Below are 17,705 nucleotides of genomic sequence, written 5' to 3'. Positions count from 1 at the left end.
GGAGATGAGTTGATTTTCAGATTTAAAATAAATTTTCATGTCTGACTATTAATTATTGATGTGAAGATTTTTCTAAAAAACTGAAAGTTGAATTTCTACCAATTCCTTTTATTATGCCCCCGGTGTCCCTTCTGCGATCTCTGTGATTAAACTCTTTGAAAGACAGAGTTGTTTTTCTATTGACAGAGAAGGAATATATTTTACCAAACGCATTTACCATTTAACAAAATTACCTTTTGCGTTCCCGTGACTCTGCGTTTATCCAATCAAACTACATCATAACATGCTAAACAGAATTATAAAATACTTTCTGGAGAACAAGCTGGTAACCATGCTGATACTAATAACGCTGGTTACCTGGGGTGTCATCACATCCCCATTCGGATGGAAAATTGATCCATTGCCATCAGACCCTGTGCCGGTGGATGCCATCCCTGACATTGGTGAGAACCAGCAGATTGTCTTCACCGAATGGAAAGGCCGATCGCCGCAGGATATAGAGGATCAGATTACCTATCCCCTGACAACTTACCTGTTGGGGATACCGGGTGTTAAAAGCATCCGAAGTTCCTCCATATTCGGGTTTTCCAGCATATACATCATCTTTGAAGAAGATATTGAATTTTACTGGTCGCGCTCACGAATTCTCGAAAAGCTTAACTCTATACCGTCGGGATTATTGCCCGAAGGCGTACAACCAACACTGGGGCCCGATGCCACTGCTTTGGGACAGGTATACTGGTATACCATCGAAGGACGTGATAAAGACGGCAATCCAACTGGTGGCTGGGACCCGCAAGAGATACGGACGGTACAGGATTACTATGTAAAGTATGGACTAAATGCCGCACAAGGAGTATCGGAAGTAGCCTCAATTGGTGGTTTTGTCAAGGAGTACCAGATAGATGTCAACCCCTCTGCACTGAAAGCCTATGACATTCCGCTCCACAAGGTCATGATGGCGGTGAAAAACTCGAATCGTGATGTAGGCGCGAAAACCGTTGAAATCAACCAGGCAGAGTATCTGGTACGTGGCATTGGTTACGTAAAATCCATTGAAGACATTGAACAGGCTGTAGTTGCCGTTCATGACAATGTCCCCATACGCATTAAAGATGTAGCAAAAGTTTCGTTAGGGCCTGCATCACGTCGCGGAGCCCTCGATAAAGACGGCGCCGAAGTAGTGGGAGGTGTGGTAGTGGCCCGATATGGAGCCAATCCACTTGAAGTGATCAACAATGTAAAAGACAAGATCGAAGAGATAGCACCCGGTCTTCCCAAAAAAACACTGGCCGACGGCACTGAGAGTCAACTCACAATCGTGCCGTTTTACGACCGGTCGGGACTCATATATGAAACCCTGGGCACCCTGGAAACGGCACTCTCATTGCAGATTCTCATCACCATTCTGGTCATTATCGTGATGATATACAATCTGAGAGCTTCGGTGATGATCTCAGCCCTGCTTCCCATTGCCGTATTGATGGTATTTATTGCCATGCGTTACTTTGGGGTTACCGCAAACATTGTGGCTCTTTCGGGAATTGCCATTGCCATTGGCACCATGGTTGATCTGGGAATCATACTTTCCGAGAATGTGCTCAAAAACATAGAAGAAGCACCGCCCGGACAAAAACTAATCACCACGGTTTACAAAGGTGCATCAGAAGTATCATCGGCCATATTGACTGCCGTATCTACCACTATTGTGAGTTTCATTCCGGTATTCACCATGCAGGGTGCCGAAGGAAAATTATTCGGACCGCTGGCATTTACCAAAACATTCGCACTGGTTGCCGCACTTTTGGTTTCACTGTTAATACTCCCGACGCTGGCACATTGGTTTTTCGGATTCCGAATCAAAAATCGCCAGGTATCCAAATGGGGCAATAGAACATTGGCAGTCATTGGATTAATAGCTCTGATACTCGGAAGTGAATGGGGCGGAACGGTATTGTTGTTATTCGGTATTACGGGCCGTGCCAGACAATATTATGATGTATCTTCCCGCAAAGATCAAAAGTGGTACCACTACCTGCTGAAACATTCCGCGTTGATCATATCAGTGCTGGCAGTGATATGGATTCTATCCACCTACTGGTTGCCGCTGGGGCCGGGCAAAAGCACGGTTACCAACATCGTGTTTGTAGCCCTGATGGTGGCACTCATTCTGGGTTTCTTTATCCTTTTGGAACGATTTTACAAACCTGTTTTGCGCTGGACACTTGAACACAAAGCCACATTCCTGGCCATTCCGGGCTTCCTGATTGTACTCGGACTCACCGTCTGGCTGGGCTTTAACACCATGTTCGGCTTCATTGCCAAAGGCTTTGATCAGATCGGGTGGAATGTCCGCCCCACCGGTGTCTGGTCAGGACTGACTCATTCGTTTCCCGGAATCGGCGAAGAGTTTATGCCTTCTCTTGACGAGGGAAGTTTCCTGCTGATGCCAACATCCATGCCTCATTCGGGAATGGAATACAACCTGAAGGTACTGAAGCAACTCGATATGCTGGTGACCAGCATCCCCGAGGTGGAACTGTCCGTAGGCAAACTCGGAAGGGTGGAATCCGCGCTCGACCCGGCACCGGTGTCCATGTACGAAAATATGATCAATTACAAGCCCGAATATGCACTTGATGAATCGGGTCATCGCATACGTTTCCGTACCGATGACGAAGGCCGTTTCATTACTGTAGATGGAGATACCCTCACCAACGGTGAAGCTCTGGAACTGAGCATTGGCAAAAAAAATCTGATCCCCGATGAAGATGGCATTTACTTCCGCAACTGGCGGGAGCATATTCAGTCGCCCGGCGACATCTGGAACGAAATTGTGGAAGCCACCAAAATACCAGGTGTTACATCGGCGCCAAAACTTCAGCCCATCGAAACGCGGCTGGTGATGCTGCAAACAGGCATGAGGGCGCCAATGGGGATAAAGGTTTACGGGCCCGATCTTAAAACAATAGAACAGTTTGGGATGAAGCTCGAAGGCATTCTTAAAGAAGTGCCATCGGTTAAAGCTGAAGCTGCCTTTGCCGACCGCGTGATTGGAAAACCCTATCTTCATCTTAATATCAACAGAAACGAAATAGCTCGTTACGGACTTACGATAGACGATGTGCAACAAACCATCGAAACCGCTATCGGGGGCATGAAAATCACCAATACCGTGGAAGGTCGTGAGCGGTTTCCTGTAAGGGTGCGTTATCCGCGCGAACTCAGGGAAGACCCGGAATCACTTGGAAAGATACTCATGGCTACCCCCACAGGAGCGCAGGTTCCTTTATCGCAAATTCTGGATATCGAATATGTTCGCGGGCCTCAGATGATCAAAAGTGAAGATACATTCCTGACAAGTTATGTGCTGTTTGATAAACGCGAAGGATTTTCAGAGGTAGAGGTAGTCAATGATGCTCAAAAAGCCATACAGGAAAGAATTGACAATGGTGAACTGAAAGTCCCTTCAGGTGTCAGCTATAAGTTTTCGGGAAACTACGAGAACCAGGTCAGGGCCGAAAAGCGGCTATCCATCATTGTTCCATTGGTTCTGGTCATTGTTTTCCTGATTCTTTACTTCCAGTTTAAATCGGTCTCAACATCACTGATGATATTCACCGGTATTGCAATGGCATTCAGCGGGGGGTTCATACTCATCTGGCTTTACGGTCAGGAATGGTTCGTCAACTTTTCCGTTTTTGATACCAACATCAGGGATTTGTTCCAGATGCAAACCATCAACCTGAGTGTAGCAGTGTGGGTGGGCTTCATCGCCCTGTTTGGATTGGCCACCGACGACGGCGTGGTAATGGGCACCTACCTCGACCAGAGTTTCAGGCGCAACCGTCCAACAACCATCAACGGAATCAGGGATGCTGTAACCGATGCCGGCCTGCGACGTATCCGCCCCGCGGTAATGACCTCCGCCACAACCATCATCGCACTGCTTCCGGTGCTTACATCCACCGGAAAAGGCTCCGATATAATGGTACCCATGGCCATTCCCGCATTTGGTGGGATGATCGCTGCAGCTGTGACGTACTTTATTGTGCCGGTGTTGTATAGTTATAGGGAGGAAAGAAGAATCAGGAATCAGAGGCTGGAAGTTGAAGGTTAGAGACTATAGGTCAGGGATTGGAGGTTAAAATTTGTAAGATCATCCAGATCAATAAGTGCTAACATATCCGAAGGCCGGACTAAAAGAACCTATGATCAGGTTTTTAAACAACACCTCATAAATTCCTTAGGCTCTTGTTCCGAAACGGAAACCTGACTGAATTTTGCCCTTGAATGTAAATATATCGACAATGAAACGAGCATGGCAAAGATTGTCTTAATAGATCATTAGATTATTAGATCATTAGATTATTAGATCATTAGATTATTAGATCATTAGATTATTAGATCATTAGATTATTAGATCATTAGATTATTAGATCATTAGATTATTAGATCATTAGATTATTAGATCATTAGATTATTAGATCATTAGATTATTAGATTGTTAGATTATTAGATTGTTAGCTAATGTGATAAAACTTATAACATTCTAACAACTAACACATCAACAACTTTAACAATTCTAACAACCGTAACAATTTATTAAATGTGAGATGAAAGGAGCATGACAAGGTTTTTCACAATAAGAATATGTATAAGCACCATTTAGCCTCTAATCATCAAAGAAACCAAAAAGAGGAAACAGATTCAGCAATAAGCCCGGGCAAATCGGGAAAATGCTCAACAAATTACACCAGAATTAGAGAAACCATGAAAAAAGACAAATATAAAATATCTTCAAAAAGACAGCATCATAGGCTGATAAGGGATTATGACAGATATTTCATCAGATGGTCACCATCTAACTTCTGTCATCTGACATCTGACTCTGTCCTAAAATTCACGGCTATAGCCTGCCTGTTAATGGTTTTAGGGACTTTTCAGATTCGTGCCCAATCCCTGGAGACTTACTTCAGCACCGCTGCTGAGAACAACCCCGGCCTGCAAGCCAAATACAAGGCGTTTGAGGCAGCTTTACAGCAGATACCCCAGGTAAGTTCATTGCCCGATCCGACGTTTTCATTCGGATATTTTATCTCGCCGGTAGAAACCAGGCTGGGACCACAGAAGGCAAAGTTCTCGCTTTCGCAAATGTTTCCATGGTTTGGAACCCTGAAAGCAAAGGAAGATGCCGCTGCTCTGGCTGCCGAGGCGAAGTTTCAGGAATTTGTGGATGTGCGCAATAAGCTTTATTACGAAGTGACTGCGGCCTATTATCCCATCTACAAACTCAACAAATGGAAACAGATTGAAAAGGAGAACATCGACATTCTGACATCCTACAAAGAGATTGCTACCCGCAATTTCGAAAACGGCAAAGGAGAGATGGTGGATGTTCTCAGGGTTGATATCATGCTGAAAGAGGCTTCTACCAATCTGAACATCCTCAACAAAGAAGAGAAACCTTTGCTCACTACTTTCAATAAACTGCTGAACAGACCTTCAGAAGAAGAAGTAATCATTGAAGTGGAGGAGCAGGCAGATTCATTGCCAGGCTACCTCAACAAGGATTCTCTGATGACACAACATCCTGTTCTGAAAAAACTGGAATTGATGCACCAGTCGAGTGAGGCTGCTGAACCTGCCGCACGAAAAAACGGATATCCCAAGCTGGGGATAGGCCTGGACTATGTAGCGGTGGGTGAACGCACCGATATGCAGATCGACGACAACGGCAAGGATGTGATCATGCCAATGCTTTCGGTTTCCATTCCCATTTTCAGGAAAAAATACAATGCAGCCATCAAGGAGGCACAATTGAAACAGGAAAGTCTGGCACTCCAAAAAGAGGAGTTTACCAATAATCTGATTTCAAGATATGAAAGCGTTTGGTTTAACATCACCAGGCAAGACCAACTCATTGAGTTATACACCCAACAAATCAAAGAAACCCGGCAGGCTCTGAAATTGCTGACAACAGCTTATGCCAATTCGGGAAAAGATTTTGAGGAGGTATTACGTATGCAGCAGGAACTTTTGAAATACGAAAAGAAAAAGGCAGCCGCAGTAAGTGAGTATAATACCGCCGTCGCCAGAATGAAATATGTTTTAGGAACAAGGTAGAAAGTTAAAAGAGATGAAACGAGCATGGCAAAAATTGTCATAATAGATCATTAGATTATTAGATTGTTAGATTGTTAGCTACTGTAATAAAACTTATAACATTCTAACAACTAAGAACTAACACATTAACAATATTAACAATTCTAACAGCCGTAACAATTAATTAAATGTAAGAAGAAACGAGCATAAGGACATGTATAAACTCAATCATGCGAGTTCCATTCGACCTATAAAACGACAAAAAAGTAAATACTATGGACAATAATAAAGTAAACACGAAAAATTTTGCGTCTCATAATAAGAAAAGCATCATCCTGACTGGAATTGCTCTTGTGGCAGGACTGTTACTGGGATGGCTCCTCTTTGGCGGTTCTGGCCCGGAACCTGCTCATGTTGAGACGCCGGATTCTGCGTCTCAACATGGCAATGAAAGCGAAGAGACGATATGGACTTGCTCCATGCACCCCCAAATAAGGCAATCTGAACCAGGTGATTGCCCCATTTGCGGAATGGAACTGATTCCCCTGGAAGAAGACCAGGGTGAGGCCAACCCAAGAGCCCTTCAGATGTCACCTACAGCTATGCAACTTGCTGGTGTTCAAACCCAAACCGTGACAACAGGAACCGCTCACAAAACTGTACGCCTCGACGGAAAAGTGCAGGCCGATGAACGGGAAGTCTTTTCTCAATCGTCGCATGTTCCGGGAAGGATAGAAAAACTGACCATTAATTTCACCGGACAATATGTTAAAAGAGGGACCCCTTTAGCATACGTTTACTCTCCCGATCTGGTAACAGCCCAGGAAGAATTGTTTGAAGCCCGGAAACTGAAAGATACGCAGCCCGGGCTTTACCAGGCCGCTTATGAAAAGCTGAAAAACTGGAAACTTACGGATGCACAAATTCAAAAAATCATCGCATCGGAAGAGCCGCAGGAGCAGTTCACGGTATTGGCCGATGTCTCGGGCTACGTAATTGAAAAACTGGTCAAACGGGGCGATTATATAAAGCGTGGACAAACCATTTACCAAATCGCCAATTTGTCTACGGTTTGGGTCTTGTTTGACGTTTATGAAAGTGACATTACATGGATCGAAAAGGGAGATGAAGTAGTTTTTACGGTTTCCTCCCTGCCTGGTGAAACATTCTCAGGTAAGATCCATTACATAGATCCGGTAATTGACCAAAAAACAAGGGTGGCTAAAGCCCGTGTAGAGGTTAGAAATTCAGATATGAAGTTGAAACCGGAAATGTTTGTTTCCGGAGAAGTTGACGCCGGTCTTTCCGAAGATGAAGAGAGTATTGTTGTGCCTCAGTCGGCTGTTATGTGGACAGGAAAACGTTCCGTGGTCTATGTCAAAAAGACTGCCGAAAACAATGTAAGCTTTGTAATGCGTGAAGTCCTGCTGGGGCCCGACCTGGGCGACCGTTACATTATTGAAGAAGGACTTGAACCGGGTGAAGAAATTGCCGTTCACGGTACATTCAGCATTGACGCAGCAGTTCAGCTCAGCGGAAAACCAAGTATGATGAGCCCTGAAGGCGGCAAGCCTGCCACCGGACATAACCACGGCAATATGACTCCCGCGGAGATGGAAAATATGGAAAGCAACTATCAGGAGGGTGACACTAAGGAAGTTCCCAACTATAAGGCACCTCAACAGTTTAAAAAGCAACTAACCGTATTTTTTAATCAATACATTAAAATGAAGGATGCCATGGTTGAATCGGATGCCTCAAAAACAGCTTCCGAAGCGGAAAAAACGCTGCAGGCTCTTGAAAAAACCGATATGTCGCTACTGGAGGGAGAAGCTCATATTTTCTGGATGCAAAACCTTAACAGCATGAAAGAAGCGCTAAAAGTCATCAATCAGTCAGAAGAAATAGAAGTCCAGCGAAATGCTTTTGTAGATTTTAATCCAATACTATACCGGAAAATCAAAGCATTTGGTCTGGACGGAAAAACCATTTACTACCAGTTCTGCCCCATGGCCAACAACGACAAGGGTGCTTACTGGCTGAGTACTGAAGAAAACATCCGCAATCCATATTATGGGGATATGATGTTGGAATGTGGTGAAGTAAGGGAGACGATGAAGTAAGAGGAAGGCTGAGGCTGAGGCTGAGGCTGAGGTTAAGGTTGAGGTTAAGGTTAAGGTTAAGGTTGAGATTGAGGCTGAGAGTCTGATTATTAATCAGATGCTCTTAACGTCAAACTGAAAATCAACACTCCCTAATAAAACGAGTATGACAAAGGTTTGTCACAAAAGAACAGGTATAAACACCATTTAACCTCTAATCTTCAAAGAACCAAAAAACAGGGAACAGATTCTTCGTCGTTACCTCCTCAGAATAGCATTAAACAGTCTGTCATTCTGAGCGGAGCGGAGAATCTAAAAAAAGCAAACATATTAAAATGTGATTTTTATTGATGCTAATAAAAATAATCTGTGTTCATCTGTGTCATCTGTGGTGAACTCTCAACCTTAGCTGTTTGTCACTCTGAGCGGAGCGAAGAATCTAAAATCAATTAAAGCTTAATAAGTTGCATCAGACCAATAACTTAGATAAATTTTATACGGATGAATGAATGCGGTATAAACGACTCTCTTTTCAGGGCAAAACGGCATTTCTTTTGCAGGAACTCAGATGGAAATAATAATTTTTTATTTATGAGTGCAGTATAAAAATAATTAAATTGTAGTCTAAAACTTGATGCCTATTGAGTTTTGTTGGCATTATTGCCCTTATAAGCAGGTGACTGTCGGCATCTCATATATTTTAGCCGGATTAAAACAGAAATATCGCGTACTAAAAGTTAACAGCCATGAGATTAAGATCAAAAACTATCTTTGTTGCTGTTTCCTTACTTTTATTAGGTTATCCTGTTCATGCCCAATACTTTGGCAAAAACAAGGTCAATTATGAAGTCTTTGACTTTAAGGTTTACGAATCGCCCAATTTCAAAATCTACCATTACATTGAGGATAAAAATGAGATCAAAGACTTCGCACAATTAGCGGAACGCTGGTACAAACGGCACCAGGTCATCTTTCTCGATACACTGAAGTCGAAAAACCCAATAATTCTTTACAACAATCATGCTGATTTTCAACAAACAACAGCAATACAAAGTATGATTGGAGTAGGAACAGGAGGTGTTACCGAAGGTTTTAGGAAACGGCTGATTATGCCCTACTCACCTTCAAACAGGGAGACAACTCATGTGCTCGGTCACGAAATGGTGCACGTGTTTCAGTACACCATGTTTAAAGAAAATGACACACTTTCAATCGGTTTAATGAATAATATTCCGATTTGGATGATTGAAGGACTTGCAGAATATATGTCTCTTGGCCGTGCACATGAACAAACCGCGATGTGGATGCGGGATGCTGTAGCCAACGATGATATCCCGACTTTCCAAGAAATGACCCGGGAACCGGACCATTATTTTCCTTATCGATATGGCCACACTTTCTGGGCATTCATGACCACTATGTTCGGTGATGACATCATCCGCCCTCTGTTAATTGAAACTGCCTTTAATAACTACGAAAAAGCATTGGAAAACATTACCGGCTTTTCGGCTGACTCTCTTTCAATATTATGGGCAAACTATCTGAAAAAAACCCACAGACCTTATCTCAAAGACAAAGAAAAGTTTTCGGGCGAAAAGCTGTTTGATGTGAACAATGGCGGTACAATGAATATTGCCCCGGCATTAAGTCCTGATGGAAAAAACATGGTGTTTATTTCAGATAAAAACGTGATTTCAACCGATTATTTTCTGGCCGATCTGGAAAAAAAAGAAATTTCCAAGCAACTAAGCCCGATAATCAGAAAATCCCAAATTGATGCCTATAGCTTCCTGGAATCGGCCGGTACATGGAGTCCTGATGGCAAGCAGTTTGCAGTTACCGGCTTTAGCGGTGGCCAAAATTCCCTGATAATCACCAATCTGGAAGATGAAAAAATTGCCGCTATCATTAAACCTGATTCGCTGGAGGCTTTTGATAATCCTGCCTGGTCACCCGATGGAAAATATATTTTGCTATCAGGATTGAAAAACGGTGATAGCGATCTTTTTCTCTATCACCTCGAAACAGGAAAAATTGAACAACTGACCAATGATGAATACTCGGACCTTCATCCTGAATGGTCGCCCGACGGTTCGAAAATCATATTTGTTTCCGACCGTGATGAACAAACAAACTTCGAAATGTTAACCTATGGAAGTTACCGACTGTCGGAATATGATGTTAAAACAGGTAACATAAAAGTATTTGATATTTTAAAAGGAGCCGACATCATTAATCCGAAATATTCACCCGACGGCTCTGAAATTTACTTTGTATCAAATGCCGATGGTTGCCGGAATATTTACCGTTACAACAAGAATACTGAAGAAGTCTGGAAAATTACCAATCTTCAAACCGGCGTTAGCGGGATATCTGATATCTCACCTTGTTTCGATATTTCACGGAAAAGCAAAGAACTTGTCTATACGCTTTATATCAACAACGGATATGAGATTTACAGGAAAAAATTATCCGGTTTTGAAGGTACAAAATTCACTTCAAAAGACATTAACCTAAAACCTACCGAACTGATATCAATTGAAAAGCCCGGAATAAGTAAAGTTGATATCAGCCTTCGTAGTTTCCCCATAATCGACAGCACATTGTTTGATTATACACCTTATGATCCACAGTTCGGACTTGAAACTGCCGGACAGATAGGTATCGGAATAGGGGTCAATCGCTATGGAACAGGCATGGCAGGGGGTATAAGTCTCTTGTTTAGTGATATCCTCAGACGACATCTGTTGGTTACTTCTTTTAGTTTGCAGGGCACAATCTATGATATTGCCGGTCAGGTATATTATCTGAATCAGAAGAACCGGTTAAACTGGGGCGTTTCTTACAGCCATATACCCTACCGTTCTTCAGGTGCAATAATAAAGAATGATAGTTTGGGGGAAGTGCCAGTACAGAACCTGGTCTTAATGGAACAGCGCACCTTTGAAGATGAAATTGGCCTGATGGGGCAATATCCCTTGTCAACCAAATCGCGATTCGAAGGCGGAATCTCTGCAAGCATGTATAGTTTCAGGATTGACAGCATAAATAACTATTTCTACAGGGGGATTCATATCGCACGTGAATCGGAACAGGTTGATGCACCCGATCCTTACTTTATTTACAGAAGTTATCTGGCATATACCGAAGATAACTCCGACTTTGGCCTTACCTCGCCCATGCGGGGATATCGTTACCGCTTGCAGGTGGATAGGACATTTGGTGAATTCGGATATTGGGGACTTCTGGGCGACTTCAGACGATATTATTTCCTGTCGCCCGACGGGATAGGTCTGCGCCTTATGCATTACGGCCGTTACGGGAAAAATGCAAACGATCTTTATCCGATGTTCATCGGTGACCCGTATTATGTAAGAGGATATAGCTTTGAATCAATGAGCAACAATCCGTCGTATGTCGGGAATAGCCTGAGTGTCAATAACTTGGTTGGAAGTAAGATAATCGTTGGGAATGTGGAATATCGTTTCCCTCTGTCAGGCCCCAAATACCTGGCACTGATACAATCCAGGATGTTTTTCAGCGATCTGGTGGTTTTCGCAGATGGCGGGTTAGCCTGGTCGGATTTTGACGATATTGAATTGAAATGGAAACCAACTCAGGGAAATGAACATATACCTGTTTTCAGCGCAGGTGTGGCAGTCAGATTAAACCTTTTTGGAGCCATTATCCTTGAACCTTATTACGCATTCCCGTTCCAGCGTCCGGAAACAAAAACATCAGGTACCTTCGGACTTCATTTATCTGCAGGCGGATTTTAACATCAGGCTCTACCGGAAAAATTATGTAAGTTTTTTACACCAAAATGTAAAACCATCTCACTTGCAATGTGTTATATTTAACAAGAACATTTTACAAGAATCTTTATTAATCATTAAAAACAAAACGCTATGAAACGAACAATGTTAAGTCTGTTAACCATGCTGCTAATGGGATCTGTTGCAGTATTTGCACAAAGCAAAAACGAGAAGTTTGAAGTAAAAGGTAATTGCGGCATGTGCGAAAAACGAATTGAAAAAGCGGCTAAATCAGTAGACGGAGTAAGTAAAGCAGATTGGGACCAAGAAACAATGATGGCTACAGTAGTCTTTGATGAGTCACAAACCTCAATGGATGACATCCAAAAAGCCATTGCAAAAGCAGGACATGATACAGGAAAGCACAAAGCTTCTGATGAAGTTTACAACAATCTGCCTGCATGTTGCAAGTACGACCGATCAGAGGCTAAAGATGATAAAGACGACCACCAGGGTCATCAGCACTAAGTAGTGCCCGTCTATAAAGTCGGTAAAAGTTGTAACAAATCATTTGTCTGTTCAGGAAGTGTCATTTACAAGGCTTGCGAAGTCCGAAAATACAGAGTTTACTTATCGTAAATGAGTAATTTTCGGATAAGCGTAATACAGTAAATGGCACGTGATGGACAGACACTAAGTAAAAGGGCATGGAGCAGAGCCCATAGGGCATGGGACAATTATTAGCGCTATCCCCATGCACTATGGCTTCATGCTCATCCAAACAATCACCCCGCACCGATTGTTCCCCTTACAAAACAATTGATTATGAAAAGCTTCACTTCACAAAAACTCATTTTTCTGCTATGGGTTGCTATGGGTCTGACTGCCTGTAATGCACAAGGGAAAAGCAATGCAAAAAACGGTTCAACCAAAGCAAGTAACGATTTCGGACCCGATGTGGAAATCGAGTTAACCGCTCAACCGGTTGCCATGCAACTTTTGGACGGTAAGAAGACCAACGTCTTCCATTATGAAGCAAAGCTTCTCAAAGGGAAAGAGAGTAACCTTTCAGAAATTCCGGGATCCTATCTGGGCCCCATAATCAGCGTTAAGCAGGGACAAAAAATAAGGGTGATATTCAAAAACAATCTGCCCCGCGAAAGTATTATTCACTGGCACGGGTTGCACATTCCCCCCGAAATGGACGGGCACCCGATACATGCCGTTGATAATGGCGAACAATATGTTTACGAATTTGCAGTTGTTGACCGTCCCGGAACGTATTGGTTCCACCCCCATCCCGACAAAATAACAGGCCCTCAGGTCTACCGGGGACTGGCAGGACTTTTCATCATTGAAGACAAGCGTAAAGATTTACCTTCAGGAGAATACGACCAACCGTTGGTTATTCAGGACAGGTCTTTCGATTCCGACAATCAGCTGATTTATATCGAAGGCAGTCCTATGCAACGCATGCAGGGATTCTTAGGGGATCAAATCTTTATCAATGGCCAAAAGAATTTAAGCCAGGAAGTAAAGCGGGCAACCTATCGTCTCAGGGTGCTGAACGGATCCAACGCTCGCATATACAAACTGGCATGGAGCGATGGTTCAGATATAAAGGTCATTGCCACAGATGGAGGACTACTCGAAAAGCCTGTTAGCAAACCATACCTGATACTGGCCCCGGGAGAACGGGTGGAGGTTTGGAAAGATTTCTCAGACTACAACCCTGACGATAAAATCACTTTCGAAAGTTTGGCCTTCAACTCAGGCACCTCACCCGGCCAAATGGGCAGAGGCGGAATGATGGGCAACATGGGAAGGGGCATGATGGGAGGTAATGCCGCTGAAGAGAATGGAGAGGCCATGCAATTATACACCTTCAATGTAACGGAAGATGCGGGAAAGTCACTGAAACTTCCACAAACCCTCTCTGAAATTAATGAGATTGATCCCGGCAATGCCGTAAACTATGATGCCCCCAAACCAATTTCATTTCTATAATGAACGCATGAACTGGGTCATCAACGGGGAAACCTTTGAGATGGATGAAGTGGCCGATTGGGAAAAAGTAAAACTCAACACCACTGAGGTCTGGCAGTTCATTAATGGCGACAACGGTCGTGGTATGGGCATGATGCAGGATATGATGCAACTCCCCCATCCGGCCCATATACATGGTCTGCAATTTCAAATCTTTGAACGTGATATCTCAGAAATGGATGCTGATGTCTGGAACAGCGTAAAGGACGGCTTTATTGACCAGGGCTGGCAGGATACCTTTTTACTCATGCCCGGAATGAAAGTAAAAGTGGTTATGAGTTTCAGGGACTTCACCGGAAAATACATCTACCACTGCCACAACCTTGAACACGAGGACATGGGCATGATGCGGAATTACGAGGTTTTACCTTGATTTTTTCTAACGCAAAAGCGCAAAGAGGCAGACGAGTTTGTAGAATGAACTAATTGACATTAAATATAATTGGAGGATTTATTATGAAAACAACATTAATTACAATCCTGATTGTGCTTTCAGGAACATTAAACGTAAACGCTCAGATGAATGAGCAAAAGAAACAAAAATCCATGGAGCAGCAACAGACGATGATGTCTGACGACCAAAAGGCAATGCCGGGCATGAAGAGTGGCATGGGACAAATGCCCATGATGCAACACCATAATCTGATGATGCGAATGCACGGAAATAATATGATGATGCAGGAAATGCCAATGCACCGCTACATAATGATGGTGAAGATGTTACCAAAAATGCAGGATAAGCTTTCGCTTTCAGCTGAACAGACGAAAGAACTCATTGACATGAAAGCCGCTTTCGAAAAGCAACAAGTGGACATAAAAACTGAAATGGCTGAAAAACAAAAGCAATTGAAAGAACTTTTGAAAAATGAGGCTTCCCCTTCTGAAGTTGAGGCTCAATTACAAGAATGTGCCCGATCCAGAGTTAAATTGCAGGTCGCTGCTTATGAAACAGCAATGAACATGCAGGACGTCCTTAACGAAGACCAAAAAGAAAAAGCCTGTAAAATGATGGATAATGATTCTACAGGAATGATGCCCGGAATGAAACAAGGCATGATAAATCAATAAAACCTAAACATTTATATGATGCATGGATTCGGATATGGCTGGGGAATGGGCTTCGGCTGGATAATCGGGATTATTATTCTACTGATTATCCTTTGGCTGGCCTTTAAGGTATTCCGGCCAAACAACGAGCAATCTTCTATCAGCCAAAAAACACCTTTGGATATTTTAAAAGAACGCTATGCCAAAGGTGAAATCGACAAAGAAGAATTTGAACAACGCAAAAAAGATTTGGAGAATTAGATTCGGTGGATTTCGCCCGGCTCTGCCGCTTTGCTCTGCAAAGAATCCACCTGTTCCAATTACCCCCAAAAAAGACAACTTTATGCAACACAACCATAAAGATCACCAAAATTCAACTCATCAGCATCATGGTCACGATCACCAGAAAGAACATCAAAACCATGATCATCACCATGTCCATGGTAATCACGAAGGTCATGAAGACCACGGCGGGCATCATGGACATGAAGGCCATGACCATTCACAGCACCACGCTATGATGATCAAAGATTTCCGGAAACGTTTCTGGATTTCCCTGGCCATTTCTGTCCCCATACTTGCTTTGTCTCCCATGATTCAGGGACTTCTGGGGTTTGAATTTTCATTAACTGAGGGATACGATAAATATCTGCTGTTCGCCCTTTCAACCCTCGTTTTCTTTTACGGTGGATGGCCTTTCCTTACAGGCCTGATCGACGAGCTGAAGAAGAAACAGCCCGGCATGATGACCCTCATAGCAGTAGCCGTCACAGTGGCCTGGGGGTATAGTTCGGCTACCACATTCGGACTTGAAGGCAGTTCTTTCTTTTGGGAATTGGCAACATTGATCGACATCATGCTGCTGGGACACTGGATTGAGATGAAATCGGTTATGGGGGCTTCACAATCTCTGCAAAAACTGGTTGCACTCATGCCATCCGAAGCTCACCGTTTAAAAAATGGTGAAACCGAGGATGTCAAAGTCAATGAACTAAAAAAAGATGATAAGGTACTGGTTCGACCAGGTGAAAAGATTCCTGTAGACGGAATCATTACGGATGGAGAAAGTTTCATAAACGAATCGATGGTTACCGGAGAATCCAAGCCGGTCAGGAAATCAAAAGATGACAAGGTGATCGGCGGTACCATTAATGGCAATGGTTCGCTTACCGTCTCGGTTGAGCAGGTTGGCGAGGAGGCATACCTCAACAAAGTCATCAATATGGTGCAGGAAGCTCAAAGTAAAAAATCCAAAACCCAGAATCTGGCCGACCGCATTGCTAAATGGCTTACCATCGTCGCATTAACTGTTGGATTTGGCACATTGATCACCTGGTTGTTATTGGGCCAGAGTTTTGTTTTTGCACTTGAACGAATGGCCAGTGTCATGGTTATTACCTGTCCCCACGCCCTGGGACTTGCAGTACCTTTGGTAGTAGCTATTTCCACATCCCTGTCGGCCAGCAAAGGCTTGTTGATCCGTAACCGTACGGCGTTTGAAAATTCGCGAAAAATAACGCTCCTGGCCTTTGATAAAACAGGGACGTTGACCATGGGCAACTTTGCTGTTAGCCGTTACGAAGCCCTTTCTGACCAATATGAGAAAGATGACATCCTCAGGCTGGCAGGTGCCCTGGAATCTAAGTCAGAACACCCGCTGGCAACCGGTATCATGCAAAAGATTAAAGCGCTTGACCTTGAAGTTCAGGAGGCCAATAATTTCAACGCCATCAGCGGGAAAGGTATTGAAGGCAAGGTTGACAACAAAAATGTGAAGGTTGTCAGTCCCGGTTACCTCAAAGAAAATAACATTAAAATTCCTGAAAACCAGGTAGAAAATCACCAGGAAACGGTGGTTTATGTACTGGTAGACGACAAGCCGGCGGGCGTAATTGCTCTGGCAGATGAGATAAGACCAGAATCGCATGAAGCTATTTCAACTCTGAAAAAGAATGGCATTAAAGTGATCATGATGACGGGTGACAATGAGCAGGTGGCCAAAGCCGTAAGTGATGAACTCAAACTGGACAACTATTTTGCAGGAATATTACCTGATCAGAAACTGGAGAAGATAAAAGAATTGCAGGATGAAGGCGAATTTGTGGCGATGACCGGCGACGGTATCAACGATGCCCCGGCCCTGGCCACTGCCAACGTGGGCATTGCCGTTGGGTCGGGTACCGATGTGGCTGGCGAAACGGCCGATATCATCCTGGTAAACAGCAATCCTAAGGACATTGCTTCGCTCATAACATTTGGTAAAGCTACTTATCGGAAAATGATTCAAAATTTTGTATGGGCAACCGGCTACAATGTTGTGGCAATTCCGCTGGCAGCGGGTGTTCTTTATAGCGCCGGCATCCTGATCAACCCGGCAGTAGGAGCTGTACTGATGAGTTTAAGCACAATTGTTGTGGCCATTAATGCACAGTTGCTGAAACGAAAACTGAAATAAGAAACGAAACGCAGAGACGAAATCGCAGAATTATAATTTGAATTGGTTTTGTTTAATGCGCCCTGAGGGAGCTGAATCAATGAAACGAGCATGGCAAAGTTTGCCTTAATAGATCATTAGGTCATAATAGGTCATTAGGTCATTAGATGAGACTGTAAAGTAAACTCTGTCCATAAACAAAAAATTCTTAAAATT

Annotated in this window: 10 protein-coding genes and 1 pseudogene; all 11 read left to right on the top strand. The window is 43.4% G+C overall.

Going from position 1 to position 17,705, the window contains the following annotated elements; genetic code table 11:
* Nucleotides 1-283 precede the first annotated feature (283 nt).
* The 11 genes and pseudogenes from ATH1_RS0106510 (at nt 284) to ATH1_RS0106470 (ending at nt 17,510) form a co-directional block, all read left to right on the top strand.
* Nucleotides 284-4,120, top strand: coding sequence for an efflux RND transporter permease subunit (locus ATH1_RS0106510; RefSeq protein ID WP_010419183.1), 3,837 nt, complete (start codon nt 284-286; stop codon nt 4,118-4,120).
* Between the two features lie 42 nt (nt 4,121-4,162).
* Nucleotides 4,163-4,276: pseudogene (locus ATH1_RS22770) on the top strand (four helix bundle protein); the annotation flags it as partial.
* Nucleotides 4,277-4,773: 497 nt separating this feature from the next.
* Entirely contained in the window at nt 4,774-6,126 is a 1,353-nt protein-coding gene (locus ATH1_RS0106505; RefSeq protein ID WP_245531729.1) for a TolC family protein, read from the top strand.
* Between the two features lie 254 nt (nt 6,127-6,380).
* Nucleotides 6,381-8,228: an efflux RND transporter periplasmic adaptor subunit gene (locus ATH1_RS0106500; RefSeq protein WP_010419179.1), complete on the top strand. Its 1,848-nt coding sequence runs from the start codon at nt 6,381-6,383 to the stop codon at nt 8,226-8,228.
* A gap of 725 nt (nt 8,229-8,953) precedes the next feature.
* Complete coding sequence (locus ATH1_RS0106495; protein ID WP_010419176.1) at nt 8,954-11,986, top strand: BamA/TamA family outer membrane protein; 3,033 nt, start codon at nt 8,954-8,956, stop codon at nt 11,984-11,986.
* Between the two features lie 129 nt (nt 11,987-12,115).
* On the top strand, nt 12,116-12,490 hold the full coding sequence (locus tag ATH1_RS0106490) for a heavy-metal-associated domain-containing protein (RefSeq protein WP_010419174.1): 375 nt from the start codon (nt 12,116-12,118) through the stop codon (nt 12,488-12,490).
* Nucleotides 12,491-12,787: 297 nt separating this feature from the next.
* Entirely contained in the window at nt 12,788-13,969 is a 1,182-nt protein-coding gene (locus tag ATH1_RS19080) for a multicopper oxidase family protein (protein ID WP_010419172.1), read from the top strand.
* Nucleotides 13,938-14,381, top strand: a complete 444-nt coding sequence (locus ATH1_RS21940) for a multicopper oxidase domain-containing protein (RefSeq protein WP_081467427.1) — start codon at nt 13,938-13,940, stop codon at nt 14,379-14,381. The genes ATH1_RS19080 and ATH1_RS21940 overlap by 32 nt, the downstream gene beginning before the upstream one ends.
* An 83-nt stretch (nt 14,382-14,464) precedes the next feature.
* Nucleotides 14,465-15,076, top strand: a complete 612-nt coding sequence (locus ATH1_RS0106480) for a hypothetical protein (protein WP_010419169.1) — start codon at nt 14,465-14,467, stop codon at nt 15,074-15,076.
* 15 nt (nt 15,077-15,091) lie between these two features.
* Nucleotides 15,092-15,316 carry an SHOCT domain-containing protein gene (locus ATH1_RS0106475; protein ID WP_010419168.1) on the top strand — a complete coding sequence of 75 codons (225 nt, stop codon included), beginning with the start codon at nt 15,092-15,094 and terminating at the stop codon, nt 15,314-15,316.
* 82 nt (nt 15,317-15,398) lie between these two features.
* Nucleotides 15,399-17,510 (top strand): copper-translocating P-type ATPase, encoded by a 2,112-nt coding sequence (locus ATH1_RS0106470; RefSeq protein WP_010419165.1) that lies wholly within the window; start codon nt 15,399-15,401, stop codon nt 17,508-17,510.
* Nucleotides 17,511-17,705 lie beyond the last annotated feature (195 nt).

This window comes from Anaerophaga thermohalophila DSM 12881 (assembly GCF_000191885.1).
In the GTDB taxonomy this organism is placed as follows: domain Bacteria; phylum Bacteroidota; class Bacteroidia; order Bacteroidales; family Marinilabiliaceae; genus Anaerophaga; species Anaerophaga thermohalophila.
Note: the sequence above shows the minus strand (reverse complement) of the source record. Positions and strands in the feature narration are given on the sequence as shown.

What these genes read in the sequence shown, in the direction of transcription:
- ATH1_RS21940 (WP_081467427.1), top strand. Translation starts at nt 13,938, where the DNA reads ATGATGCCCCCAAACCAATTTCATTTCTATAATGAACGCATGAACTGG.
- ATH1_RS0106480 (WP_010419169.1), top strand. Translation starts at nt 14,465, where the DNA reads ATGAAAACAACATTAATTACAATCCTGATTGTGCTTTCAGGAACATTA.
- ATH1_RS19080 (WP_010419172.1), top strand. Translation starts at nt 12,788, where the DNA reads ATGAAAAGCTTCACTTCACAAAAACTCATTTTTCTGCTATGGGTTGCT.
- ATH1_RS0106475 (WP_010419168.1), top strand. Translation starts at nt 15,092, where the DNA reads ATGATGCATGGATTCGGATATGGCTGGGGAATGGGCTTCGGCTGGATA.
- ATH1_RS0106510 (WP_010419183.1), top strand. Translation starts at nt 284, where the DNA reads ATGCTAAACAGAATTATAAAATACTTTCTGGAGAACAAGCTGGTAACC.
- ATH1_RS0106500 (WP_010419179.1), top strand. Translation starts at nt 6,381, where the DNA reads ATGGACAATAATAAAGTAAACACGAAAAATTTTGCGTCTCATAATAAG.
- ATH1_RS0106505 (WP_245531729.1), top strand. Translation starts at nt 4,774, where the DNA reads ATGAAAAAAGACAAATATAAAATATCTTCAAAAAGACAGCATCATAGG.
- ATH1_RS0106490 (WP_010419174.1), top strand. Translation starts at nt 12,116, where the DNA reads ATGAAACGAACAATGTTAAGTCTGTTAACCATGCTGCTAATGGGATCT.
- ATH1_RS0106470 (WP_010419165.1), top strand. Translation starts at nt 15,399, where the DNA reads ATGCAACACAACCATAAAGATCACCAAAATTCAACTCATCAGCATCAT.
- ATH1_RS0106495 (WP_010419176.1), top strand. Translation starts at nt 8,954, where the DNA reads ATGAGATTAAGATCAAAAACTATCTTTGTTGCTGTTTCCTTACTTTTA.